Origin of the sequence: Streptomyces sp. NPDC093984 (assembly GCF_044764595.1) — a bacterium.
Classification (GTDB): Bacteria; Actinomycetota; Actinomycetes; order Streptomycetales; family Streptomycetaceae; genus Streptomyces; species Streptomyces cynarae.
In genome coordinates this window covers 752,477-777,675 of the sequence record NZ_JBIWIM010000001.1, presented here as the reverse complement: position 1 = coordinate 777,675, position 25,199 = coordinate 752,477, and the positions used below count along the sequence as shown (strand labels likewise).

Sequence of the window (25,199 nt, the reverse complement as noted above, 5' to 3'; positions counted from 1 at the left end):
GCGCGCCCGGTGGCCGACCCGTCTGGAAGGGACCCGCTCGTGCCCAGCATCGATCTCACCGGCAAGGTGGCCGTCGTCACCGGAAGCGGCCGTGGCCTCGGCCTGGCCTACGCCCACGCCCTGGCCGCCCATGGCGCCGCCGTGGTCGTGAACGACGTCGACGAGGCCGTCGCCGAGCAGGCGGTGAAGTCCATCACCGAGGCGGGCGGAAAGGCCGTGGCCGAGGTCGTCGCGGTCGGCACCGGCGAGGCCGCCGACCGGCTGGTCGCCCGCGCCGTTGAGGAGTTCGGCCGACTGGACGTCCTGGTCACCAACGCCGGCATCCTGCGCGACAAGGTGCTGTGGAAGATGACCGACGACGACTTCGACGCGGTGATCACCACACATCTGCGCGGCACCTTCACCTGCGCCCGCGCCTCCGCCGTCCGCATGCGCGAACAGGGCGAGGGCGGCACCCTGATCCTGGTCGGCTCCCCGGCCGGCCAGCGCGGCAACTTCGGCCAGACCAACTACGCCGCCGCGAAGGCCGGCATCGCCGCCATGGCCCGCACCTGGTCGATGGAGCTGGCTCGCGCGAACATCACCGTCAACGCGATCGTGCCGGTCGCCGCCACCGCCATGACCGAGACCATCCCGGCCTTCGCCCCCTACATCGAGGCGATGAAGAACGGCGAGCCGCTGCCGGACTTCCTCCGCAAGGGCGAGGGCTTCGGCACCCCCGAGGACTGCGCCGCCCTCGTGCCCTTCCTCGCCTCGGAGGCGGCGCGCGGCGTGACCGGCCAGTGCATCGGCATCGGCGGCGACAAGGTGGCACTCTGGTCGCATCCGCAGGAGATCAGGACGGCGTACGCGGCGGGCGGCTGGTCCCCGGACACCCTCGCCGACGTGTGGGCCACCTCGGTCGGCGCCGAACCGCAGACCGTCGGCATCCCCGCGCCGAAGTTCCCGGAGGCGTGATGGACCTGAACGAACTCGTCGCGATCGACGTCCACACCCACGCCGAGGTCTCCTCCAAGGGGCACTCCTCGCTGGACGACGACCTGCACGACGCCTCCTCCGCCTACTTCAAGGTGGAGGGCAAGCGGAAGCCGACCCTGGAGGAGACGGCCGCGTACTACCGCGAGCGGAAGATGGCCGCCGTGATCTTCACGGTCGACGCCGAGTCCGCCACGGGCACCGCGCCGGTCCCCAACGAAGAGGTGGCTGAGGCCGCCGCCGCGAACCCGGACGTGCTGATCCCCTTCGCCTCCATCGACCCCTTCCGCGGCAAGGCCGGCGTCAAGCAGGCCCGCCGTCTGGTCGAGGAGTACGGGGTGAAGGGCTTCAAGTTCCACCCCAGCATCCAGGGCTTCTTCCCCAACGACCGCTCGGTGGCGTACGACCTGTACGAGGTCATCGAGGAGACCGGCGCCATCGCCCTGTTCCACACCGGCCAGACCGGGATCGGCGCCGGCGTACCCGGAGGGGGCGGGATCAGGCTCAAGTACTCCAACCCGCTGCACGTGGACGACGTCGCCGCCGACTTCCCGCATCTGAAGATCATCCTGGCGCACCCGTCGTTCCCCTGGCAGGACGAGGCCCTGGCGGTCGCCACGCACAAACCCGGCGTGCACATCGACCTGTCCGGCTGGTCGCCGAAGTACTTCCCGCCGCAGCTCGTGCAGTACGCCAACACCTTGCTCAAGGACAAGGTGCTCTTCGGCTCCGACTTCCCCGTCCTCACCCCCGACCGCTGGCTCGCCGACTTCGAGAAGCTGTCGATCAAGGACGAGGTCCGGCCGAAGATCCTCAAGGAGAACGCCGCCCGCCTGCTCGGGCTGACGAAAGCGTAAAGGGGCCGTGAGATGCGCAACGAGGGACTGGGGTCGTGGCCCGCACGCCGGGCCCGCAAGACCCCGCACCGCACCGCCCTGATCCACGGCGACCGGAGCGTCACCTACGCGGAGCTGCACGAACGCACCACCCGTCTCGCGCACGCCCTGCGCGCCCGTGGCGTCCGCCGCGGCGACCGGATCGCCTACCTCGGCCCCAACCACCCCGCCTACCTGGAGACACTCTTCGCGGCGGGCACCCTCGGCGCGGTCTTCGTCCCGCTCAACACCCGCCTCGCCGGCCCCGAGATCGCCTACCAGCTCGCCGACTCGGGCGCCAAGGCCCTCGTCTACGCGCCCTCCCTGGCCGCGCTGGTGGCCGGGCTGCCGGGCAGCACCGATGTCCGCGCGTACGTGGAAGTGGGCACCGACTACGAGGAGTTGCTGGCCGCCGCGAGCGACGAACCGATCGACCAGCCCGTCGCCCTCGACGACACCTGCATCATCATGTACACCTCGGGGACCACGGGACGGCCCAAGGGCGCCATGCTCACGCACGGCAACCTGGTCTGGAACGCGTTCAACGTCCTCGTCGACCACGACCTGATCGCCGACGAACGCGCCCTGGTCTCCGCCCCGTTGTTCCACACGGCCGGGCTGAACATGCTCACCCTGCCCGTCCTGCTCAAGGGCGGCACCTGCGTCCTGGTCGAGTCCTTCGACCCGGAAGCCACCTTCGACCTGCTCGAACGCCACCGGATCACCTTCATGTTCGGGGTGCCGACCATGTTCGACCAGGTGGCACGGCATCCGCGCTGGGACCGGGCCGACCTGTCCAGCCTGCGCATCCTCACCTGCGGCGGCTCCCCGGTGCCGACGCCGCTGATCGCGAAGTACCAGGAGCGCGGCCTCACCTTCCTCCAGGGATACGGCATGACGGAGGCCGCGCCCGGCACGCTCTTCCTGGACGCCGAGCACGCGGTCAGCAAGGCGGGTTCGGCGGGTGTGCCGCACTTCTTCAGCGACGTACGGGTGGTGAGGCCCGACCTCGCCCCGGTCGACGTCGGCGAGACCGGCGAGGTCGTGGTGCGCGGCCCGCACGTCATGCCCGGCTACTGGGGGCTGCCCGAGGAGACCGCGGCCGTGTTCGCCGACGGCTGGTTCCGCAGCGGGGACGCGGCCCGCGTGGACGAGGACGGGTACGTCTACATCGTCGACCGCATCAAGGACATGATCATTTCGGGGGGCGAGAACATCTACCCCGCCGAGATCGAGGACCAGCTCCTCGCCCACCCCGACATCGTCGAGTGCGCCGTCATCGGCGTGCCCGACGAGAAGTGGGGCGAGGTTCCGCGCGCGGTCGTCGTCCCTCGCGAGGGCGCCACGCTCGACCCTGACGAGGTGATCGCCTCGCTCTCCGGGCAGCTGGCCAAGTACAAGATCCCCAAGTCGGTGGTGGTCGCGGACGCCCTCCCGCGCACCGCCTCCGGAAAGCTCCTGAAGTCCCGGGTCCGCTCCCGGTACGGCACCAACTCCCAGGCAAAGGACCACAGATGAGCATCACCGTCAACGGCCTCGACGAACTCAAGAAGCTGGCCGGCAGCGACCTCGGCGCCAGCGAGTGGATCGAGGTCACCCAGGAGCGGATCAACACCTTCGCCGACGCCACGGGCGACCACCAGTGGATCCACGTCGACCCGGAGAAGGCGAAGGACGGCCCCTTCGGCGCGCCCATCGCGCACGGCTATCTGACCCTGTCCCTCTTCATCCCGCTCTTCACCGAGCTGCTGGAGGTCGAGGGCGTGTCGACGAAGGTCAACTACGGCCTGAACAAGGTGCGCTTCCCGGCACCGGTGAAGGTCGGCTCCCGCATCCGGCTGGTCGCGAAGCTCGCCTCGGTGGAGGACGTGCCGGGCGGGGTGCAGATCGCCGTCGACGGCACGATAGAGATCGACGGCGGCGGGAAGCCCGCGGCCGTCCTGCAGAGCCTGTCGCGGTTCTACGCCTGAGGCCGGGCGTTCTGCCTGAGGCAGGGCGTTCTGCCTCAGGCATGGGTTATGGGGCAGGCGCGTTCGGTCTGGCGGTCTGGGGCAGGGTCGTGGGACGCACGTCCGAAGCCCTGCCCCGGTTCCTCCGGCGGCCGGTGACAATCCGCACGGGAGTCCTCCCCGCGCCCGCCGCAACCTCGCCTCCGCTTCCTCCGTCTTTCTGGATGCAGGGCCCGCGTGGCGGGTCCCGCATCCAGACCAGGGGGAAGCCCATGCGCGTCCAGCAGTTCCGCAAGGTTCCGGCCGCCGCCGTGGTGCTCGCGGCGGGACTCGCGCTCACCGCCTGCAACGGCGACGACGGCAAGCAGAGTGGAGCGAGCTCCGCTGCGTCCGCCACGGCGTCCACGGCAGGCGCCACTCAGGGGTCCGGCAGCGGTCCGGCAGGCGGCACCTCGGCGACACCCACCTCCGGCACCGCGACCGGCGGCACGAGCAGCGCGTCCGGCTCGGCCACGGCGCCCGGCTCGGCCACGGGCTCTGGCTCGGCCACGGCGTCCGCGGGACCGCGGACCTCCACGAGGCCCGCCGCCCGGTGCAGGACCGCCCATCTGACCTTCGCCAAGGGCGACGCGTACGGCAAGGGCCCGTACTCGAACATTCCCGTGAGACTGACCAACTCCGGCCCCGCCCCCTGCACTCTGCACGGCTTCCCGGGCGTGGACCTGGTCGGCAAGGACGGACACGTCCGTGCCCGGCGAAGCGTCGAGGCCCCGCACACCGTCGTCCTCACCCCGGGCCGGAGCGCGACCTTCCTGCTGGTCGTGCCGCAGAACTACGGCGGCGGCAGCGGAGTCACCTTCACCCGCGCGGTGATCACCCTGCCGCGGGAGATCCACCCGCACATCCTGCGGCTCAGGGTGAACCTGCCCGCCAAGGGCGACGGCCCCGACGACCACACCGTGATCGTCGGCCCCGTCACCCGCTAGCGACCGCGGTCAGTGGTTCATGAACGACGTGACCGGCAGCGCCCGTTCGACGATCCGCACGTCGCCGAGGCGGCCGTGCAGGATCTGGTCGATCTTCCCGGCGTACTCGTAGCCGCCGAGCAGCCACGGCAGCCCGACTGAGGTGATCCCGACCGCGGCGGCCTTCGGGTTGCGGACGACCGGGCAGCCCTCGACGTACAGCGTCGTGTACGTGCCGTCGTTGACGACCGCGAGGTGCCACCAGGTCTCCAGCGGGGTCTCCTGGCCCCAGTTGGTGGCGATGCCCTCCTGGTTCAGCGGGCGCATCGCCCACTGCGGCTCGCGGTCGTTGGACAGCGAGAGGGTGGCCAGCGGCTCGTCGGGGTCGTCGGCGGTCTTCCCGGCCGCGCCGCCCGTGCCCGTACGGCTGACGATGCCCGACCAGGCGTTGTGGTCGGGGTCCCAGTCGGCGGGCAGCCGGTAGAAGGCTTCGATGGTGTAGCCGTTCCCGAAGGTGGCCGAGTTGAGCGGGGCTCCGTCCACCGTGCGCAGGTACGCGCCCTTCAGCGGCGACTTGAAGCCCTGGAACTCCAGGCTGCCGTGGCCCGGTTGGTCGGGGTGGTGGTCCGACGACCAGCCGAGCGAGCCGCCGCCCACCGAGACCAGGGTGAGGTCGTTGCCGCGGCCGGACAGGTCGCGGACGGTGCCGGAGACGGGCGACTCGAAGCGCCAGTAGGCGACCGTGCCCGATATCAGCATCTGCGACGCGGGCCGCGCCGGGCGGGCCGGCACCGGGTCGAATCCGGAGAAGCGCTCGGCGAAGTCGATCTCCACCGAGAACCGGTCGGCGTCACCGCTCAGCTCGATCTCCTGGCGCTCCAGCTCGTTGAGGCCCTTCGCGGCCCGCCCGAGGATCCAGGGGGAGACCGTCTCCACGTCGATGACGTTCCGGTCGAGGTCGAAGTGGTACAGGCGGATCATCGCCGCCCCGCCGAAGTAGCGGTTCTGGTAGTTCGTCAGGTGCAGGTGCACCTCGTTGCCCGCCGCGTTCTTGAGGGTGGCGCGGCCCGCGGGCCAGTAGTGGCCGTTCAGGGTCAGGAAGATCTGGTCGTGGTCCTCGATCAGCTGGTCCCACAGCTGCCGGCCGTACGCCGACAACTGGTCGTCCTCGACGACCAGTTCGTGCGTGGTGAGGATGACCGGCGTCTTCGGGTGCCGGGCGAGCACGTCCTTCGCCCAGGCGTACCCCTGCGCCGACAGCCGCCAGTCCAGCGCCAGCACCAGCCACTCCCGCCCGCCCGCCCGGAACAGGTGGTAGGTGTTGTAGCCGTCCGGGGAGGCGCCCCCGAACGTCGACTTGCTCCTGAAGCGCTGGGGCCCGAACGCGTCAAGGTACGGCGTCGGGCCGCGCTGGTCGTCCGTCGACGACTTGATGTCGTGGTTGCCGGCCAGGACGCTGTAGCCGACGCCCCGCCGGTCGAGGAGCTCGAACGCCTCGCTGATGGCGGCGAATTCCTCCTTGGCGCCGTTCTGGGTGAGGTCGCCGAGGTGGGACAGGAAGACGATGTTCTCGTCCCTGCCGTGCTCCAGCAGATAACGCAGGGACGCCTCGACGGGCGCCGGGTCGATGCTCGGTCCGTCGAAGAGGTACTGCGTGTCGGGCATCACCGCGAGGGTGAAGCGACGGCTCTCGGCGTCGGGTCGCCGGCTGCTCATCTCGGCCGCCTCGGCGACGGCCGGCAGCGCGGCCCCGGCCGTGACCGCGGCGCCCAGCAGCGCGGTTGCCCTGAGAAAACCGCGTCTTCCGGCACCGGCCTGCGCGGCCTCGCCCTGATGGTGGTCATGCGACGTACACACGTGTGCTCCGTGAGAGGTGACGTGACAAGAGAGGCGGGGGGTTTACAGAACGCGCAGGGTCCAGCTCCAGCGGTGGACGCCCGGTGGGATGCGGTACTCGGGGAAGGTGTCGGGGCCGCACGACGCCGTGCCCAGCCCCCGGTGCGCCGCGTCGATGTGCACCACGCACCCCGAACGCGGCACCAGCTCGTCGTGGTGCGTGGCGGCCGTCAGGTCCTCGGCGCGATGCCGGGTGACGGAGACCTGGCGCGGCTCGTCCAGCACGACCGTGAGGCCGGTCGCGTCCGGCGCCGACAGCGTGAACCGGCGTACGCCGTGCCGGCCGCCGCTCTCCTGCGGACGCAGATAAGGGGTGAACAGGTCGTCGACGCGGACGGAGTGATGGCCGACCGGCGCGCCCGCGCTGCGGTCGGGGTACGACTCCCAGGGCCCCTGCCCGAACCACTCCAGCAGATCCAGACCCGGCGTCGTCTCGAACACCGACCCGACCCGCGCCACGTCGTCGAACTCCTCGGGCAGCTGGGCCTCTTCGTCGACCCGGACGCCGCCCTCGACCGCCGTGAACACCTGCCGGTGCCGCACGACCCCGACGGTGCCCGCGTACTCGGCGTCCACGGTCACCCGGCCGTCGTCCTGCCGCACCGACACGACCTTGCGGACCAGCGCGTCGAGCCCCCAGGTCCGCCAGCGCAGCGCCATGCCGCCCAGCTCGTCGTTGTCGGTGGGCGCCCGCCACAGCGACAGCGTCGGGGCGGCCGTCAGCAGGGGATGGACCAGCAGGCCCTCGCCGTCGACCTCCACGAGCCGGTCCACGGCGGCGTCCCCGGTCACGTCGGGCCCGCGCAGCCGGACCTGCGGCACGCACACCTCGGTACCGCGCGGCGCCCACGGCTGGTCCTCCGCCACGCTCACCCGCAGCGTCAGCCAGGCCTCGCCGCCGTCGCGGGGCAGCTCGAAGGGCAGCGGCACCGCCGCCGTCTCGCCGGGCCGCAGATCGGGCAGTTCGGCGGGCGCGGTCAGCGTACGGCCGTCCGCGAGGGACAGCTCCCACCGGCCGGTCAGCCAGTCGAGGCCCCGGAAGTGCTGGTGGTTGCCGAGGACGATGCCCTCGTGCTTGAAGCACTCGATGCGCACCGGCGCCGCGATCTCCCGGTGCTCGTACAGTGCCGGCTTCGGGGTGCGGTCCGGGAAGACGACACCGTCCGCGATGAACGCGCCGTCGTGGATGGTCTCGCCGAAGTCGCCGCCGTACGCCCAGCGATGGCCGGGCGCGGCGACACCGCCCGCGTACAGCCCGGCGCCCGCGCGCCCGGCGGGTCTGCCGTCGCTCACGCGTTGCAGAATTCCGTGGTCCCAGAACTCCCAGATGAACCCGCCCTGAAGACCCGGCGTGGACTCGATGGCCGCCCAATGGTCCGCCAGCGTGCCGTTGCTGTTGCCCATGGCGTGCGAGTACTCGCACTGGATCAGGGGCCGGGTCTGCCGGCCCGACAGGGCGTGGGCCACGCAGTCCTCGAGCGGCGCGTACATGGGGCAGGCGATGTCGGAGGCGTCGCCGGTCGCCGCCCAGTCGAGCTTGGCGGCCCCCTCGTACTGGATCGGCCGCGTCGGATCGTGCCGCCGCACCCAGCCGGCCGCCGCGTCGTGGTTCGCGCCGTAGTCGGACTCGTTGCCCAGCGACCAGATGATGATCGACGGGTGGTTCTTGTCGCGCAGCACCATCCGCGAGACCCGGTCCACGAAGGCGTTCAGATAGCGCGGGTCGTCGGCGATCTCGTGGGCGTGGTCGTGGGACTCGATGTCGGCCTCGTCGACGACGTAGAAGCCGAGCTCGTCGGTGAGGTCGTACAGGGTGGGGTCGTTCGGGTAGTGGGAGGTGCGGATCGCGTTGAAGCCGAACCGCTTCAGCAGCACGAGGTCCGCGCGCATGTCGTCGTACGACACCGTGCGGCCGGTCAGCGGATGGAAGTCGTGCCGGTTCACGCCCCGGATGAACACGCGCTCGCCGTTGACCAGCAGGTCCCGGCCGACGATCTCGACGTCGCGGAAGCCGACGCGGTGCCGCGAGGTGTCGGCGAGGGTGCCGTCGGCGCGGTGCAGGCGGACCGTGAGGTCGTACAGCTCCGGCGTCTCGGCGTTCCAGGTGCGCACGTCGGGGACGGTGGTGTGGATACGGGCCTCGCCGAGGAAGTCGGAGACGCGGTCGTCCTCGGCGTTGAGGCGGTCGAACTCCGTGTCCTGCGTGAGGAGGTGGCCCTCCAGCTCGCCGCTGACGTACCACCCTTCCGGCAGTGCCCCACGCGCGTCGCGTACCCGGCAGTCGATGCGCAGCTCTCCGTCCTGCCGCGCCCGCACGGTCACGTCGGCGAGGTGCAGGGGGTCGGTGGCGTACAGCAGGACCGACCGCGTGACGCCCCCGTGCCACCACTGGTCCTGGTCCTCGATGTGCGAGGCGTCGGACCACTTGACGACGGTCAGGCGCACGGTGGCGCGCTCCCCGGGCCGTACGACCCCGCTCAGGTCGAACTCGGCGGCCAGATGGGAGTCCTTGGAGATGCCGACGGGCCGCCCGTCCACGTGCACCAGCAGCACGCTCTCGGCGGCCCCGACCTGGAGCACGATTCGCCGCCCGGCCCACTCGGCGGGCACGTCCACCTCACGCTCGTACACGCCCGTCGGGTTGGCGTCGGGCGAGCCGGGCGGGAAGTCGGGGAACGGCATGCGCACGTTGGTGTAATGCGGCAGGTCGTCCGTGCCCTGCAGGGTCCAGGCGCCGGGGACGTAGGCCGAGGACCAGGGACCGCCGACCGGCGCGTCCGGAGTGGGCAGCAACTGGAAGCGCCAGTCGCCGTCCAGGGGGAGTGCTCCGGAGCGCCGGTCGACGGCGTTCATGGGCAGGCGCCCCCAGGAAGTCACCTCGGGGGCCTTCCAGGGGCGAAGGGCGAGAAGTGCGTCGGTCATGACCATTCCGCAGTCGGTGGTGAGGTGAGTGGCATGGAGCCGGCCAGGACGCGGCCCTGCAGCCCCCAGGCGGGGTCGACGGGGATGCCGAGTCGGTCCAGGACGGTGGGGGCGATGTCGATGAGGCGGGGCGTGGGGAGCCGGGTGCCGCCGGGCACGCCGGGCTCGGCGAGGACCACGAAGACCTCTCGCTCGGCACGCGTGTCGCCTCCGTGGCCACCGGTGTCGAGGTGTCCGTGGTCCGTGGTGACCAGCACGGTCCAGCGCTCGTCCGCACGGGCGGGGTCGGAGCGCCGGGCGTCGATCGCCTTCAGCAGTCGCCCGAGGTGGGCGTCCTGGGTGAGGAGGGCGTGGTCGTAGGCGGGACCGAGGGGGCCGGTGGCGTGGCCGGCCTCGTCGGTGGCACCGAAGTACACGAACACGACGTCCGGGTCGTCCTCGGTGAGCCAGCGTGCGGCGGTGCGGGCGACGAGGCGGTCGGCGGTGTCGTAGCCGTCCGACTCGCCGTCGTGGTGCACACGCCGGCCGATGGCGGGGCCGAGGGTGCCGCGGTGGACCAGTTCCGGCCAGGACACCGCGGCCGCGGTGCGCAGACCGGGCCGGGCGGTGACGGCGCGGCTGAGGAAGTCGGGCCAGCGGGTGTAGTCGGCGCCGGTGAAGTCGTTGCCCCTCACCCCGTGGCGGTCGGGCCACACCCCGGTCAGCACGCTCGACCAGCCGGGCCCGGAGTCGGTGTAGGCCATGCTGGTCGACGGCCCGTTCTCGGCCTGACCGTCCGCCTCACCGTAGGGCAGCAGGCTGGTGCCGAAGGCGCCCGTGGCCATCAGGCCGTGCAGCACGGGTGCCGTGGACGGCGAGCGTAGCGAGATGGGGGTCCCCCCGGCCGGAGGCCGGGGGAGGAGCGGGACGGGGGTCCCTCCGGCCGGAGGCCGGGGGAGGGGCAGCCGGTCGAAGCGCACCCCGTCCATGCCCACCACGAGCACCTTGCCGCGCCCCGGCCGCCTTCCGTCAACGTCGTACGTCACCGCCCACCCCTCTCTCGCGACACCGGTTCAGCTTCCCTGTACCGCTCCTTCGGTGGCGCCCGCTATGAACCCGCGGGCGAAGATGCTGAAGACCACGACCAGCGGGAGGGCCGCCATGAGCACACCGGCCATGACCATGCTGTAGTCGGTGGTGTGGCCGACGTTGAGCTGGGCGAGTTCCACCTGGAGCGTCACATGGCCTGGGTCGGTGAGCACGATCAGCGGCCAGATGTAGTCGTTCCAGCAGTTGACGAAGGCGTAGATGGCGAGGAAGGACAGCGCGGGTCTGATCATCGGCAGCGCGATGTTCCAGTACTGGCGGAAGAACCCGGCGCCGTCGATGCGCGCGGCGTCGAGGAGTTCGTCGGGCACGCCGTTCTGGATGTACTGGTGCAGCCAGAAGATGCCGAAGGCGTTGGCCAGGGAGGGCAGGGCCAGCGCCTTGAGCATGCCGACCCAGCCGATCTTGGACATGAGGATGAACTGGGGCAGGATGGCCAGTTGGAGCGGCAGCATCATGAACAACAGCAGTGTGCCGAAGAGCACCTTGCGTCCGGGGAAGTCGAACTTGGCGAAGGTGAAGGCCGCCAGGGAGTCGATGAACAGCACCAGGGCGGTGGTGACGCACGCGACCATCACCGTGTTGAGCATCGACCCGAAGAAGTCGATGGTGTTCAGCACGTGCCGCATGTTCTCCAGCAGGTGGGAGCCGACCGTCAGCATCGGGGGGCTCTTGTAGATGTCCTGGGTGGTGTTGGTCGCCATGACGATCGTCCACACGAAGGGGAAGACCGAGATCAGGACGGCCAGCATGAGGATGATGTGCGTGGTCAGGCCCTTGGGGCGGCGCAGCCGCCTCACGCGCGTGGCCGGCCGCGCCGTGTCCGCTGTCGTCATGACTTCCTCCCTCCTCGCGTGATGCGCCAGTTGATGGCGACCAACACGATGATCAACACGAAGAAGGCCCACACGATGGCCGCGCCGTAGCCGTAGTCGTTGTTCAGGAAGGCCGACTGGTAGAAGTACAGCAACGTGGTCAGACCGGCCTGGCCCGGGCCGCCGAGGTTCGCGTTGGCGGCGTTGCTGGCGAACAGGACCTGGGGTTCGCTGAAGCTCTGCAGGCCGTTGATGGTCGAGATGATGACGGTGAACAGGATGATGGGCCGCATGATCGGGATGGTGATCTGGAAGAAGGTGCGGATGGGCCCGGCACCGTCCATCTTCGCGGCCTCGTAGATCGACGTCGGGATCGCCTGGAGACCGGCCAGATAGATGATCATGTTGTAGCCGGTCCACATCCAGGTCATCAGCAGCGCGATGACCAGTTTGATCAGCCACGGGTTGCTCAGCCACGGGACGGGCGAGATGCCGACCGTGCCCAGGATCGCGTTGACCAGACCGAAGTTGTTGCTGAACACCGCGCCGAAGAAGATCGCCACCGCGACGATCGAGGTGACGTTCGGGACGTACAGGGCGATGCGGTAGAAGCCCTTGAAGCGGCGCACCGAGTGCAGCAGCGTCGCCAGCACCAGGGCGCCGAAGAGCGTGGGAACGGTCGACAGGACCCAGATCACCAGGGTGTTGCGGATCGACAGCCAGAAGACCGGGTCCGACCAGAGGAACCGGAACTGCTGCAGGCCCACGAACTGCATGGTGCCCATGCCGTCCCAGCGCTGGAAGGCCAGATACAGCGAGTAGAAGACGGGGAAGAAGGAGAAGGCGATGAAGATCAGGTAGAAGGGCGAGATCGCCAGGTACTGCCGCCAGTACGACAACAGCCCGCGCCGCCTGGGCCGAGCGGTGCCCGCGGGCGTGGCGCGCCGCGGGCGGAACCGGGCCGGGCCCGGCCCGCCACGGTGCGCGGGCACCGTGGCGGGGCCGGTGACCGGAGGTGACGACACCTCAGTTCACCCCCTGTCGCCGGGCGATCTGCTTGGCCTGGCTGACCGCGTCCTTCCAGGCGTCGTCGGGCTTCTTGCCCTTGGCCTCGATGTTGGTCAGTTCCGTCATGTAGGGGGCCATGACGGCGGCGTCGGCGGGCGCCTCGTAGCTGTCCGGTATGGCCTTGGCGGCCGGGCCGAAGACCTCGATGATCTTCTGACCGCCGAAGAAGGCGTCGGGGCCCGTCATGGCCGGCATGGCGTACGCGGCCGGGGCGGCGGGGAAGATGGCGGCGTCGGTGAAGCCGCGGGCGTCGTTGTCCGGGCTGAGGATCCAGCTGATGATCTTGAACGCCTCTTCGGGGTTGCGGCACTGTTTGGGCAGGGCCAGGTAGGAGCCGCCCTGGTTGGCCGGTCCACCGGGCATGGCGCACACCCGCCACTTGCCCTTGGTGCCCGGCGCGGCCTGCTCGATGTCCAGCGCGTGCCAGGCCGCGCCGAGTTCGGTGGTCAGGCTCTTGCCGATGGCGGCGTTCCAGGTGTTGTCGTTGATCTTGGCGTCGAGGCCGAGGGTGTAGGGGCGCACCGCCGTGGTCCACGCGGTGCGGATGTGGTCCTGGTCGCCGATGAAGTGGTTGTTCTTGTCGATGAACCGCTGGGTGCCCTGGCCGACGGCCATGTTGAACACCGAGCTGATGTTGTTGACCAGGTAGGTGCCGGGGACCTTCTTCTTCAGCTCGGTGCCGAGCGCGAAGTAGTCCTCCCACGTCTTGGCCTGGGCGGCGACCTTGTCGGGGTCGGTGGGCAGCCCCGCCTTGGCGAACAGGTCCGCGCGGTAGAAGAGCGCGGTGGGACCGATGTCGATCGGGAAGCCGATCTGCTTGCCGTCGCCGGTCTGGGCGAGCTTGGTCTTCCAGTCCAGGTACTGGGACGAGATCTTCTTGAAGCCCAGGTCGTTGAGGTCGAGGAAGCGGCCGGCGTTGGGCAGGAAGGAGGCCATGTCCTCGCCCTTGATGCCGGTGATGTCGGGCACGGAGGTGCCCGCGGCGAGGGTGGTGGTGAGCTTCTGCTTGAAGTCGCCGCCGATGGACGAGACGGTCAGCTTGACCTGGCTGCCGAAGTGCGTCCTGGCCTCCGCGACCACCTTGTCGCTCAGTGCGCCGCCCCAGTACCACAAGGTGAGGTTCTTGCCGTTCTTGGTGCCGCTCGATCCCGAGCTGCCGCCGCATGCGACGGTCAGGCCGGACGCGGCCGCGGTGAGCGCGGCGGCCTGGAGGAAGCCTCTACGAGAAAGGTCCACGGGTCACTCCTGTTGTTCCTGTTCGTGGTGCTGGGGGGCGTTGAGAGTCAGTGCTGCCGTGCGGAAGCCCGTGGGCCGACGGGCGTGTGACGGATCGGCGGGGTGACGGGGGCGTGGCGCACGGGTGGGCCGACGTCCGCCGGGAGGCGGTCCGCCAGGAAGCCGTACGCCTGCTTGAGGCCGGGGTCGGTCAGGGAGCGCCACCAGCGGTCGACGCCGTACCAGCCGGGGGCGGCGAGGGCGCCGCCGTGGTGCTGTACGGACAGGCCGGCGGCGAGCACGGCGAACCGCAGCCGTTCCTGAAGCGGCCAGCCGCCGAGCGATGCGGCGACGAAACTCGCGCCGAACACGTCGCCGGCGCCCGTCGCGTCCAGTACGTCGACGTCGAGGGCGGGGGCCTCGGCGTACTCGCCCGTCGTCTGGTCGACGGCTATGGCGCCGTCGCCGCCCCGCGTGACCACGACGACCGGCACCGACTCGGAGAGCGTGCCGAGCGCCGCGACCGCGCTGTCGGTGCGGGTGTAGGCCATCGCCTCCGTCTCGTTTGGGAGGAAGGCGTGACACAGGGAGAGCTGGTCGAGGAGGTCCCGGGACCACTGCTGGGTGGGGTCCCAGCCGACGTCGGCGTAGATCTGGGTGCCGTTCGCGGCGGCCTTGGCGAGCCAGGCGCGGGGCTCGGCCTCGAGGTGCACCAGGGCGGTGCGCGCCTCGGGCACCTCACCCATCAGCTCGTCCTGCGAGTACGGGGGCTCCTGACCGTGCGTGACCAGGGCCCGGTCGTCCCCGTGCGCGAGCGAGACGGTGACGGGGGTGGGCCAGCCGTTCGCGGTGCGGGAGAGCGAGAGGTCGATGTGTTCCTGGTCGCCGATGACGTCCCGGCAGTACGCGCCGTAGAAGTCGTCGCCGAAGACCGTGGCCAGGGAGGTCCTCAGACCGAAGCGGGCGGAGGCCACCGCGAGGTTCGCGATGCCGCCCGGGCCGCAGCCCATGCCCGCCGTCCAGATCTCCTCGCCCGGCGTCGGTGCTTTGCCCAGGCCCGTGAGAACGAGGTCGTAGAAGAGCAGCCCGGTCAACAGCACCTCGGGCCGGTCGTCGTCCACCGCGTGGGTCCTCTCGTCAGAACTGCTCAAACTCGGTGCACGGAATCGTGCGCTCATCGACGAGATTGGTCAATACTCAAGCAGAAGTGAGCATAGAAATGATTGAAGATGACGAGTAGTGTTCGCGGCGTGCTGGCAGAACGACGACACCAACTCATCCTGCGGGTCCTGCGCTCCGGCGGCCCCGCGTCAGTGACCGATCTCTCCGAGCAGCTCGGTGTGAGCCCGGCCACCATCCGGCGCGACCTCGTCAAGCTGGAGGAGGACGGCCTGCTCACGCGGGTGCACGGCGGCGCGGTCGTCGAGGAGGGTGACCAGCCCTTCGCCGAGGTCGCTGAGGTGCGCGTGTCCGAGAAGGACGCGATAGCCGCGCACGCCGCCGCGATGATCACGGACGGACAGTCGGTGCTGCTCGACATCGGCACCACCGCCTACCGCCTGGCCCGCCAGCTGCACGGCCGCCGGCTCACCGTGATCACCAGCAACCTCGTCGTCTACGAGGAGCTCGCCGACGACGAGGGCATCGAGCTGGTGCTGCTCGGCGGCATGGTCCGCCGCGAGTACCGCTCGCTGGTCGGCTTCCTCACCGAGGACAACCTGCGCCAGCTGCACGCGGACTGGCTCTTCCTCGGCACCAGCGGGGTCCGGCCCGGCGGGCAGGTGATGGACACGACGGTCGTCGAGGTACCGGTCAAGCGCGCCATGATCAAGGCGAGCGACAAGGTCGTGCTGCTCGCCGACTCGGCCAAGTTCCCGGGCACGGGTATGGCGAAGGTCTGCGGTCCCGAGGACCTGGATGTGCTGGTGTCGGACGCGCCGGTGAACGCGGCGACCCGCTCCTCGCTGGACGAGGCGGGCGTCGAGGTGATCGTGGCAGGAAAGGTGCAAGCGTGAAGCTGACTATTCTGGGCGGTGGCGGCTTCCGCGTCCCGCTCGTGTACGGGGCGCTCCTGACGGACGGCGCCGAGGGCCGCGTCACCCGGGTCGTGCTGCACGACCTGGACGCGGGCCGGCTCTCGGCCGTGACCCGGGTCCTGGCCGAGCAGGCCGCGGGGGTGCCCGACGCGCCCGAGGTGACCGCCGCGACCGATCTCGACGAGGCCCTGCGCGGCGCCGACTTCGTCTTCTCCGCGATCCGCGTCGGCGGCCTCGAGGGCAGGGCGAACGACGAGCGTGTGGCCCTCGCGGAGGGCGTCCTCGGTCAGGAGACGGTCGGTGCCGGGGGCATCGCCTACGGGCTGCGCACGGTTCCTGTCGCCGTCGACATCGCCCAGCGGGTGGCCCGGCTCGCCCCCGACGCCTGGGTCATCAACTTCACCAACCCGGCGGGCCTCGTCACGGAGGCCATGTCCCGCCACCTCGGCGACCGCGTCATCGGCATCTGCGACTCACCGGTCGGCCTCGGCCGCCGTATCGCCCGGGTGCTCGGCGCGAACCCGAGGGAGGCGTGGATCGACTACGTCGGCCTCAACCACCTCGGCTGGGTCCGCGGCCTGCGCATCGCCGGCCGCGACGAACTCCCGCGCCTGCTCGCCGACCCCGACCTGCTCGGCTCCTTCGAGGAGGGCAAGCTCTTCGGGACGGAGTGGCTGCAGTCGCTGGGCGCGATCCCGAACGAGTATCTGCACTACTACTACTTCAACCGCGAGGCGGTCCGCGCCTACCAGCACGCCGAGAAGACCCGCGGCGCCTTCCTGCGCGACCAGCAGGCGCGCTTCTACGAACAGGTCGCGCGGCCGGACGCCTCCGCCCTTCAGGCCTGGGAGCGCACCCGCGCCGAGCGGGAGGCGACCTACATGGCCGAGAACCGCGAGACCGCGGGCGCCGGCGAGCGCGAGGCCGACGACCTGTCCGGCGGCTACGAGAAGGTCGCCCTCGCCCTGATGCGGGCCATCGCGCGGGACGAGCGCACGACCCTGATCCTCAACGTCCGCAACCGCGGCACCCTGTCCGTCCTCGACACCGAGGCCGTGATCGAGGTCCCCTGCCTGGTCGACGCGAACGGTGCGCACCCGGTCGCGGTCGACCCGCTGCCGGGCCACGCCACCGGACTGGTCTGCGCGGTCAAGGCGGTGGAGCGCGAGGTGCTCGCCGCCGCCGAGTCCGGCGACCGCGCGACGGCCGTGAAGGCGTTCGCCCTGCATCCGCTGGTCGACTCCGTGAACGTGGCCCGCAGGTTGGTCGAGGGCTACACGGCGGTCCACCCCGGGCTGGCGTACCTTAGGTGAACACCTGCCAGTAAGCGCTTTCCCCCTCTAGCCTCCCGCTCTCCCTGGAGACACCGAATGCACGACGAACGCCGCCGGATCGAGGAGCGCGTCCAGCGCCTCCACGACCAGCGCATCAAGACCGCGATCTACGCCGCCACGGTTCCCCTCGAGGTGGAGGCCTGGCAGGCCCCGGGGGAGCCGGTCCCGTTCGCCGAGGCCGCCGCCGCGCCGTACGCGCCCTTCGCGATGGGCACCCCGTGGGGCCCGCCGTGGGGCACCACCTGGTTCCGCATGCGCGGGCAGGTGCCCTCGGAGTGGGCCGGCCGGCGCGTCGAGGCCGTCATCGACCTCGGCTTCGTGGGCGACTGGCCCGGCAACCAGGCCGAGGCCCTGGTGCACCTGACCGACGGCCGGCCGCTGAAGGCCGTCAACCCGCTCAACCAGTACGTCCCGATCGCCCACCCGGCCGTCGGCGGCGAGGAGATCGACTACCTCGTCGAGGCCGCCTCCAACCCGGACATCCTCGCGAACGACTTCGCGGCCCCCACCCCGCTCGGCGACGTGCTCACAGCCGGCGACAAGCCGCTCTACACCTTCCGTCGCGCCGACATCGCCATCCTCGACGAGGACGTCTGGCACCTCGACCTCGACATCCAGGTGCTGCGCGAGCTGATGCTGGAGCTCGGCGAGCACGACCCGCGCCGGCACGAGATCATGCACGCCCTCGACCGCGCGATGGACCTGCTCGACCTCGACGACGTCTCCGGCTCGGCCGCCTCCGTGCGCGAGGCGCTGAAGCCCGTCCTCGCCAAGCCCGCGCACGCCAGCGCGCACATCGTCTCCGGCGTCGGCCACGCGCACATCGACTCCGCCTGGCTGTGGCCGATCCGCGAGACCAAGCGCAAGACCTCCCGCACCTTCTCCAACGTCACGTCCCTGGCCGACGAGTACGAGGAGTTCGTCTTCGCCTGCTCGCAGGCCCAGCAGTACGAGTGGGTGCGCGACAACTACCCGCACGTGTGGGCGCGTATCCAGGAGTCGGTGAAGAAGGGCCAGTGGGCGCCGGTCGGCGGCATGTGGGTGGAGGCCGACGGCAACCTGCCCGGCGGCGAGGCCATCGCCCGCCAGCTGATCCACGGCAAGCGGTTCTTCATCGAGCACTTCGGCATCGAGACCAAGGGCGTGTGGCTGCCGGACTCCTTCGGCTACACCGCGGCCTACCCGCAGCTCGCCAAGCTCGCCGGCAACGAGTGGTTCCTGACCCAGAAGATCTCCTGGAACCAGACCAACAAGTTCCCCCACCACACCTTCTGGTGGGAGGGCATCGACGGCACCCGCATCTTCACCCACTTCCCGCCGGTCGACACCTACAACGCCCGCTTCAGCGGCGAGGAGATGGCCCGGGCGGTGCGCAACTACCAGGAGAAGGGCGGCGCGACGCGCTCGCTGGCCCCCTTCGGCTGGGGCGACGGCGGTGGCGGCCCCACCCGCGAGATCATGGAACGGGCGCGGCGGCTGAAGAACCTGGAGGGCTCCGCCAGGGTCGAGGTCGAACACCCCGACGCGTTCTTCGCCAAGGCCCGCGAGGAGTACCCGGACGCCCCGGTGTGGGTGGGCGAGCTGTACCTGGAGCTGCACCGCGCCACCTACACCTCCCAGGCCCGCACCAAGCAGGGCAACCGGCGCAGCGAACACCGGCTGCGCGAGGCGGAGCTGTGGGCGACGACGGCCGCGCTGCACGCGCCCGGCTACGCGTACCCGTACGCGAAGCTCGACCGGCTGTGGAAGACGGTTCTGCTGCACCAGTTCCACGACATCCTGCCGGGCTCGTCGATCGCCTGGGTGCACCGCGAGGCCGAGGCCGAGTACGCCCGCGTCGCCCAGGAGCTGGAGGAGCTGACGGCGCAGGCGGTGGCCGCGCTGGGCGCCGGCGGCACCCGTGTCTTCAACACCAGCCCCTTCGACCGCGCCGAGGTCGTCCGCACGGCCACGGGCGTCCCGGCCTACGCCGAGGTGCCGGCGAACGGCAGCGCGCCCGTCGCGGTGGCCGACCCGCCGCAGCCGGTCACGGTGAGCGGCCGTGTGCTCGACAACGGCCTCGTGCGCGTCGAGGTGGCGGAGGACGGCACGCTGGCCTCCGTACGCGACCTGCGCGCCGGTGGCCGTGAGGTCCTCGCCGACAAGGGCAACCTGCTCCGCCTGCACACCGACCTCCCGAACTACTGGGACGCCTGGGACGTCGACAAGCACTACAAGAACCGCTACACGGATCTGCTGGACGCCGACTCCGTGACGGTCGTCGAGGACGACCCGCTGCTCGGCGCGATCCGCGTGGAGCGGAGCTTCGGCAAGGGCTCGAAGATCACGCAGACGATCACGCTCCGGGCCGGCAGCCCCCGTATCGACTTCGAGACGGACATCGACTGGCACGAGGCGGAGAAGTTCCTCAAGGCGGGCTTCCCGGTCGACATCCGGGCCCCGCACTCCTCCGCGGAGATCCAGTTCGGGCACATCCAGCGGCCCACCCACACCAACACCAGCTGGGAGGCGGCCCGTTTCGAGGTCTCCGGCCACCGCTGGGTGCACATCGCCGAGCCCGGCTACGGCGTCGCGGTCATCAACGACTCGACCTACGGCCACGACGTCTCCCGCACGGTCCGCGAGGACGGCGGTACGACCACCACGGTCCGCCTCAGCCTGGTCCGCGCCCCGCGCGTCCCGGACCCGGGCGCCGACCAGGGCCGCCACCGCTTCACGTACTCCCTCCTCCCGGGCGCGACCATCGATGACGCGGTCGCCGAGGGCTACGCCCTCAACCTCCCCCTCCGGGTGGCCGATGCGGCGGGCGCGCCGGAGCCGGTCGTCTCCGTCGACGGCGGGGGCGTGACCGTGGAGGCGGTGAAGCTCGCCGACGACGAGTCCGGTGACGTCGTCGTACGGCTCTACGAGTCCCGGGGCGGCCGCGCCGAGGGCGTGCTCCGCACGGGCTTCCCGCTCGCCGGCGCCCAGGTGACGGACCTGCTGGAGCGTCCGCTGGAGGACGCGGAGATCGTCGACGGCGGTGTCCCCGTCGCTCTGCGGCCCTTCCAGATCCTGACGCTCCGTCTGCGGAGGGGCTGACCTGTGGCCATGCAACCCTGGTTCAACGACGCCAAGTTGGGCATCTTCGTGCACTGGGGCATCTACGCCGTCGACGGCGTCCAGGAGTCCTGGTCGTTCTACGACGACATCGTGCCGCACGACCGGTACATGTCGCAGCTGGAGCGTTTCACCGGCGCCAACTACGACCCGAAGGCGTGGGCGGACCTGTTCGCCCGCGCCGGCGCGAAGTACGCCGTGCTGACGAGCCGTCACCATGACGGAGTGGCCCTGTGGGACACGCGGTACGGCGACCTCAACCTCGGCAAGGACTACATCGGCCCGTACGCCGAGGCCCTGCGCGAGAAGGGGCTCAAGGTCGGCCTCTACTACTCCCACTCCGACTGGAACCACCCCGACTACGCCTCCACCCGCAAGCCGGGCCGCCCACCGGAGCTGGAGGACAACCGCTACTCCGAGGTGGCGGCCGAGGACGAGGACCTCCAGGCCTGGGAGCGGTTCATCGCCTACCGGGATGGCCAGATCGAGGAGCTGGCCTCCCGCTACCGTCCCGACCTGATGTGGTTCGACGGCGAGTGGGACCGCAGCGAGGAGCAGTGGCGCATCCCCGAACTCGCCGCGCTCATCCGCGGCTACGTGCCCCACGTCGTCTTCAACGCCCGCATGCTCAGTGAGGGCGACTACGCCACCCCCGAGCAGGGCGCCCCCATCGTGCCTCCGGAGGGCCCGTGGGAGCTGTGCCTGACGATCAACGACTCCTGGGGCTACCAGCACCACGACCACAACCACAAGTCGCTGTCCCAGCTGATTCGCTACTTCACCGAGACCATCGGCGGGGGCGGCAACCTGCTCCTGGACGTCGGCCCGATGGAGGACGGCACCATCCCGCAGCCCCAGGTGGAGCGTCTGGAAGGCCTGGGGGAGTGGATCCGCAGGCATGCGGAGGCGGTGTACGGAACGGTGCGCGGCCTCCCGGCCGGGCACCACTACGGCCCCAGCACCCTCTCCGCCGACCGCCGCACCCTTTACCTGACCCTGTTCGACATCCCGCGCGCCGAGATGGGCGTCCGGGGACTCGCCACGCCGGTCCGCAAGGTCACCGTGCTCGGCACCGGCACCGAACTCGGCCACCGGGTCGTCGGCGGACTGCACGAGGCGGTCGGCGTGCTGTGGATCGACCCGCCGTCCGAGGCCGACCTGGACCCGTACGCCACCGTCCTCGCGGTCGAGCTGGACGGCGAGCTGGAGCTGTACCGGGGCTCGGGCCGTTTCTGACGGTCAGGGGGTGCCCGAAGTACCGGGCACCCCCCTTTTCCTTTTCCGCTCCTGGCTTCCTCGCTCAGCCGGTGAAGCCGGCCGTGATCGAGGTGAACTGCCAGGTGTTCTGGCTGATGCCGGAGCAGTTGCTCACCACGCCCCCGCCCGGGCACGGCCGGTCGCGGTTGACCGACCAGAAGGCCAGGCGGGCGATGTGGTGCGAGTTGGCCCAGTCCTTGATCTGGGTCCAGATCGCCGGGGTGGTGTTCTCCTGCTGGTCGGACAGGCCGTTCATGCCCGAGATGCCTATGTGGGAGTACGCGGTGGCGTCGTCCCAGCCGAAGGTCGACTTCAGCTTGGCCTTCAGGCCCTCGGCCGCGTTCACGGTGTTCCCGTACATGTCGGAGCCGCCGCCGAAGTCGAAGGGCATGATGGTGAAGACGTCGATGTCGGCGCCGAGCGACTGCGCCTGCTCGATAAGGCGGTTGCCGTAGTACGTCGGGCCGGTGGTGGACGTCCCGAAGGTGACGATGGTCTTCAGGCCGGGGTTGTTGGCCTTGACCGTCTTCAGAGCGGTGAGGATCTTCGCTTGGACGGCCTCGTTCTCGAACTCGTCGGTGTTCTCGATGTCCATGTCGATCGCCTTGAGCGAGTAGGCGTCGATCACCTTCTGCAGGGCCCCGGCGAGCGCGCTCGCCGAGGAGCAGTTGGCGCCGAGCTTGCTGCCCTGCCAGCCGCCGAACGACGGGACGATGTCACCGCCGGCGGAGCGGATGGCGTTGATGGCGGTCTGGTCGACACCGCCGGTCAGCGGCCTGCTGCCGTCCCAGGCGGGGTTGCAGCCACCGGAGTCCAGCATGAACGCCATGGTGAACCACTTGATGCCCGTCGCGCTCATCACCGTCGTCGGGCTCGGCGGGTCGCCCCAGCCCTCGTACAGGTAGGGCGCGGCCTGCTTGAAGCCGGTGCCGCCACCGGTGCCCGCGTTTGTCGTGACGGTCACGGAGTTGGAGGCCGCGGAGGTGTTCCCGGCCGCGTCCCGCGCCCTCACGGTGAAGGTGTAGGAGGTACTGGGCGACAGCCCGCCGACCGTGGCGGTCGTACCGGAGACGCTGAGCACCTGACTCGAGCCGCTGTAGATGTCGTACGCCGTCACACCGACGTTGTCCGTCGAGGCGTTCCATTTCAGCGACACGCTCGACGACGACTTGCCCGTGGAGGTCAGTCCACTGGGAGCGGTCGGCGCCTGCGTGTCCGAACCGCCGCCTCCGCCCGGGCCGTCGAGGCTGATGTCGTCGGCGTAGTAGGAGCCCTGGGCGTACCAGCCGTGGACGTAGATCGTGGCACTGGTCTGCGAGGCGCCCGTGGTGAAGGACACCGACAGCTGGCTGTACGCCGACGGGGACGTCGTCCACGTGGAGGCGCCGCCGTCGACGCCGAGGTAGACGTAGCTGCCGCGCACCCAGCCTTGAAGCGTGTACGTGGTGTTCGGCTTCACCGCCACGGTCTGGCTGCACTGGGCGTTGTCACTCGAACTCACCGCGCCCTGAAGGGCCTTGGACCCCCCGTGCACGGGCGAGGAGACGATCGAGCCGAGGTTCCCGGTGCAGGACCAGGGGGAGAGGGAGCCGGATTCGAAGCCGGGGTTGGTCAGAATGTTGGCCGCCTGGGCCGTGCCCGGAAGGGCGATGGCTCCACCGACCGCCAGAGCGGCGGAACCGAGCAGGGCGAGGAGCCGGCGTCTGGAACGCCTGAGTGTGTTGCGCACGCGATCTCCCTGGAGGATGTGGGGTGTTCGGGAGTGGCAGGGACATGCGAAACGATGCGCAACCAAGTTGGTATGGACCAATCCGCGTGTCAAGGAGAATGACGGAATTGGTCCATACCGGTGAGTGGAGAAACCCCGGGCTCGCGCCTACTGCGCTGAGCTACGGAGTCAGCACGATCCTGCCGAACACCTCGCCGGCGTCCATCTTCCGGTGCGCCAGGACGGCTTGCTCCAGCGGCAGCAGCTCGTGCACCACCGTCTGCAGTTCGCCGCGGCCCGCGGCAGCGAACTGCTCGGTCCTCACAGCACGTCGATCGGCTTCACTCACGGTGTCGGCGCTGAAGGTGGCGAACGATGTCGACTTCCGGAACGCTGCCATCAGGCTCGTGGCGAAGTCCGCCGCCTCGCCCACCGCGCCAAGGCCGCCGGCCATCTACGCCCCGACTTCGTCCTGGACGACCTGGTCCTCATGCTCATGGCCAACAGGGGCATCCAGGCCGCATCGCCGGCCGCCCGGGTCGCGGCGTCCCGGCGCTTCGCCGCGCTGGTGATCCAGGCGTACCAGACCTCCCCGACGCACTCGCCGCTCCCGCCGGCGGCACGGCTGGCATCCGCGGCACCGCTCAAGTACACGTGAGGACATCACCGGGCACGAAAGCCCCGCACCCGGCCGACGAACCTAGAGCGGCAGTGCCTGCGCCGCTGCTTCGACTGCCTCGACGGGCGCGGGAACCGTCGGCAGCAACGGCTCCGCCTGCTCGACCCGCTGCTGCGGCAGCGACACCGGACGCAGCGGCCGCGGCCCCGACACCACCGTGTAGTCCTGCCCCAGGAACGGCGGCGTGATCTCCCCGGGATCCTCCCCGAGCGCCAACTGCACAGCCGCCCAGGGCGCGTTGACCCCGCACAGGGACAGCTGGTGCAAGCCGCCGGCCGGGCGCGTGTTGACATCCATGAGCACGGGCCGCTCGCCGAACATCCGGAACTGGATGTTGGACAGGTAGTGGAGCCCGAACCCCTCCGCGATCCGCCGCGCCGGCTCCAGCCACTGCTCGTGCTGCGTGAAGCCGCGCCGACGGCCGTTCTTGGTGCGGCCGATGGCCAGCCGCACCCGGTTGTCCGGTCCGGTGAGGCAGTCCACCGACACCTCCGGCTGCTCCAGGCGCGGCATCACCAGCCAGTCGACCGGCTCGTCGGCCTGCTCCAGCGCCTCCACGACCAGGTCCAGCGGCACGTACGGGCTGGGGAACCCGGTGAGGTGCGCGAGCGAGAAGGGAGCGCGCGTGACGACGCGGAAGCCCACCCCGCCCGCACCGGACGCCGGCTTGAAGCACGCCTTGTGCCCGCCGGCCTCCAACTCCTCCACCGCGGCGACGAGTTGGTCCGCCGACCGCACCCGGAACCACGGCGGCACGGGCACACCGATCGCCTGCACGGCCTCGTAGGCGATCACCTTGTCCTCGAAGACGGCCACGGCCTCCGGCGGCGGCGCCAGCAGCGCCGTACCCACCGCCTCGAACTCGGCGCGGTGCGCCACGATCGCCGACTGGTGCAGGCGGGGCACGAAGACATCGATGCCACGCCGTGCGCACTGGTCGAGGGCGTACTCCACGTACGCGGCCGGGGACAGGGCCTCCGGCTCCAGATCGGCGGTGTCCGCGGCGGCCAGGACGGGCGAGTCGGGGTCACCGTGCGTGGCGTGGATCTCGACGGCCCGGTCGCTGGGATTTCTCCGCAGCTGGTCCATGAAGAACACGTTCTCCGCGTACGTGCGGTTGAGCCAGACGCGTACGCGAGAGACCATGCAGGCCGCCTTTCACGGTTGTGCGGGCAGGGCGAAGCAGGCCGTGCCCGGCCAGGGGAGAGGGAGATGCACCGAACCGCCGTACGCTTCTGCGGCGTCCGCGACGGATGTGCTGGGGCGATCATAGGCCCTTCCGGGCACCACCACTGCTACGCGCGTGTTACGGATTTTCCC

General features: G+C 70.5%; 19 protein-coding genes and 1 pseudogene. 10 read left to right on the top strand and 10 right to left on the bottom strand.

Annotated features, from left to right (window positions below; translation table 11 throughout):
- Nucleotides 1–39: 39 nt before the first annotated feature.
- The 5 genes from ACIRC0_RS03640 (at nucleotide 40) to ACIRC0_RS03620 (ending at nucleotide 4,785) form a co-directional block, all read left to right on the top strand.
- Entirely contained in the window at nucleotides 40–957 is a 918-nt protein-coding gene (locus tag ACIRC0_RS03640; protein WP_403610693.1) for an SDR family NAD(P)-dependent oxidoreductase, read from the top strand.
- Entirely contained in the window at nucleotides 957–1,832 is an 876-nt protein-coding gene (locus ACIRC0_RS03635; RefSeq protein WP_403610690.1) for an amidohydrolase family protein, read from the top strand. The genes ACIRC0_RS03640 and ACIRC0_RS03635 overlap by 1 nt, the downstream gene beginning before the upstream one ends.
- 12 nt (nucleotides 1,833–1,844) lie before the next feature.
- On the top strand, nucleotides 1,845–3,368 hold the full coding sequence (gene menE, locus ACIRC0_RS03630) for an o-succinylbenzoate--CoA ligase (RefSeq protein ID WP_403610687.1): 1,524 nt from the start codon (nucleotides 1,845–1,847) through the stop codon (nucleotides 3,366–3,368).
- Nucleotides 3,365–3,820: a MaoC family dehydratase gene (locus ACIRC0_RS03625; RefSeq protein ID WP_403610685.1), complete on the top strand. Its 456-nt coding sequence runs from the start codon at nucleotides 3,365–3,367 to the stop codon at nucleotides 3,818–3,820. Before menE ends, ACIRC0_RS03625 begins: the two co-directional genes overlap by 4 nt.
- 251 nt (nucleotides 3,821–4,071) lie before the next feature.
- Nucleotides 4,072–4,785, top strand: coding sequence for a DUF4232 domain-containing protein (locus tag ACIRC0_RS03620; RefSeq protein ID WP_403610682.1), 714 nt, complete (start codon nucleotides 4,072–4,074; stop codon nucleotides 4,783–4,785).
- Between the two features lie 9 nt (nucleotides 4,786–4,794).
- On the opposite strand, the gene ACIRC0_RS03615 is transcribed toward ACIRC0_RS03620, so the two are convergent.
- From ACIRC0_RS03615 to ACIRC0_RS03585, 7 genes are all read right to left on the bottom strand, one after another.
- On the bottom strand, nucleotides 4,795–6,621 hold the full coding sequence (locus tag ACIRC0_RS03615) for a LamG-like jellyroll fold domain-containing protein (RefSeq protein ID WP_403610679.1): 1,827 nt from the start codon (nucleotides 6,619–6,621) through the stop codon (nucleotides 4,795–4,797).
- 42 nt (nucleotides 6,622–6,663) lie between these two features.
- Nucleotides 6,664–9,582, bottom strand: coding sequence for a glycoside hydrolase family 2 TIM barrel-domain containing protein (locus ACIRC0_RS03610; protein ID WP_403610676.1), 2,919 nt, complete (start codon nucleotides 9,580–9,582; stop codon nucleotides 6,664–6,666).
- Nucleotides 9,579–10,550, bottom strand: a complete 972-nt coding sequence (locus tag ACIRC0_RS03605; protein ID WP_403612679.1) for an alkaline phosphatase family protein — start codon at nucleotides 10,548–10,550, stop codon at nucleotides 9,579–9,581. Before ACIRC0_RS03605 ends, ACIRC0_RS03610 begins: the two co-directional genes overlap by 4 nt.
- 84 nt (nucleotides 10,551–10,634) lie before the next feature.
- Nucleotides 10,635–11,504, bottom strand: a complete 870-nt coding sequence (locus tag ACIRC0_RS03600) for a carbohydrate ABC transporter permease (protein WP_403610673.1) — start codon at nucleotides 11,502–11,504, stop codon at nucleotides 10,635–10,637.
- Nucleotides 11,501–12,385: a carbohydrate ABC transporter permease gene (locus tag ACIRC0_RS03595; protein WP_403612676.1), complete on the bottom strand. Its 885-nt coding sequence runs from the start codon at nucleotides 12,383–12,385 to the stop codon at nucleotides 11,501–11,503. Before ACIRC0_RS03595 ends, ACIRC0_RS03600 begins: the two co-directional genes overlap by 4 nt.
- Before the next feature lie 124 nt (nucleotides 12,386–12,509).
- Nucleotides 12,510–13,787 (bottom strand): ABC transporter substrate-binding protein, encoded by a 1,278-nt coding sequence (locus tag ACIRC0_RS03590; protein ID WP_403610670.1) that lies wholly within the window; start codon nucleotides 13,785–13,787, stop codon nucleotides 12,510–12,512.
- A 47-nt stretch (nucleotides 13,788–13,834) separates the two neighbouring features.
- The gene (locus ACIRC0_RS03585; protein WP_403610668.1) at nucleotides 13,835–14,887 is read right to left on the bottom strand and encodes a carbohydrate kinase family protein; all 1,053 of its coding nucleotides are present in this window, start codon (nucleotides 14,885–14,887) and stop codon (nucleotides 13,835–13,837) included.
- Nucleotides 14,888–15,016: 129 nt separating this feature from the next.
- On the opposite strand from ACIRC0_RS03585, the gene ACIRC0_RS03580 reads away from it, so the two are divergent.
- The 4 genes from ACIRC0_RS03580 to ACIRC0_RS03565 are packed head-to-tail and all read left to right on the top strand — an operon-like array spanning nucleotide 15,017 to nucleotide 21,471.
- Nucleotides 15,017–15,781 carry a DeoR/GlpR family DNA-binding transcription regulator gene (locus ACIRC0_RS03580; RefSeq protein WP_403612674.1) on the top strand — a complete coding sequence of 255 codons (765 nt, stop codon included), beginning with the start codon at nucleotides 15,017–15,019 and terminating at the stop codon, nucleotides 15,779–15,781.
- Nucleotides 15,778–17,115, top strand: coding sequence for a 6-phospho-beta-glucosidase (locus ACIRC0_RS03575; protein WP_403610665.1), 1,338 nt, complete (start codon nucleotides 15,778–15,780; stop codon nucleotides 17,113–17,115). Before ACIRC0_RS03580 ends, ACIRC0_RS03575 begins: the two co-directional genes overlap by 4 nt.
- Before the next feature lie 57 nt (nucleotides 17,116–17,172).
- Nucleotides 17,173–20,217, top strand: a complete 3,045-nt coding sequence (locus tag ACIRC0_RS03570; protein WP_403610662.1) for an alpha-mannosidase — start codon at nucleotides 17,173–17,175, stop codon at nucleotides 20,215–20,217.
- A gap of 3 nt (nucleotides 20,218–20,220) precedes the next feature.
- Nucleotides 20,221–21,471 carry an alpha-L-fucosidase gene (locus ACIRC0_RS03565; protein ID WP_403610659.1) on the top strand — a complete coding sequence of 417 codons (1,251 nt, stop codon included), beginning with the start codon at nucleotides 20,221–20,223 and terminating at the stop codon, nucleotides 21,469–21,471.
- A 64-nt stretch (nucleotides 21,472–21,535) separates the two neighbouring features.
- Here the strand turns inward: ACIRC0_RS03565 and ACIRC0_RS03560 are convergent, their stop codons facing one another.
- Together ACIRC0_RS03560 and ACIRC0_RS03555 are read right to left on the bottom strand one after the other, a co-directional pair.
- The gene (locus tag ACIRC0_RS03560; protein WP_403610656.1) at nucleotides 21,536–23,221 is read right to left on the bottom strand and encodes a carbohydrate binding domain-containing protein; all 1,686 of its coding nucleotides are present in this window, start codon (nucleotides 23,219–23,221) and stop codon (nucleotides 21,536–21,538) included.
- Between the two features lie 160 nt (nucleotides 23,222–23,381).
- Nucleotides 23,382–23,642 (bottom strand): annotated as a pseudogene (locus ACIRC0_RS03555) (zinc-binding dehydrogenase); the annotation flags it as partial.
- Between the two features lie 54 nt (nucleotides 23,643–23,696).
- On the opposite strand from ACIRC0_RS03555, the gene ACIRC0_RS03550 reads away from it, so the two are divergent.
- A complete protein-coding gene (locus ACIRC0_RS03550; RefSeq protein WP_403610654.1) occupies nucleotides 23,697–23,858 on the top strand; it encodes a hypothetical protein in 162 nt (53 codons plus the stop codon).
- Nucleotides 23,859–23,900: 42 nt separating this feature from the next.
- On the opposite strand, the gene ACIRC0_RS03545 is transcribed toward ACIRC0_RS03550, so the two are convergent.
- The gene (locus ACIRC0_RS03545) at nucleotides 23,901–25,025 is read right to left on the bottom strand and encodes an ATP-grasp domain-containing protein (protein ID WP_403610651.1); all 1,125 of its coding nucleotides are present in this window, start codon (nucleotides 25,023–25,025) and stop codon (nucleotides 23,901–23,903) included.
- Nucleotides 25,026–25,199 lie beyond the last annotated feature (174 nt).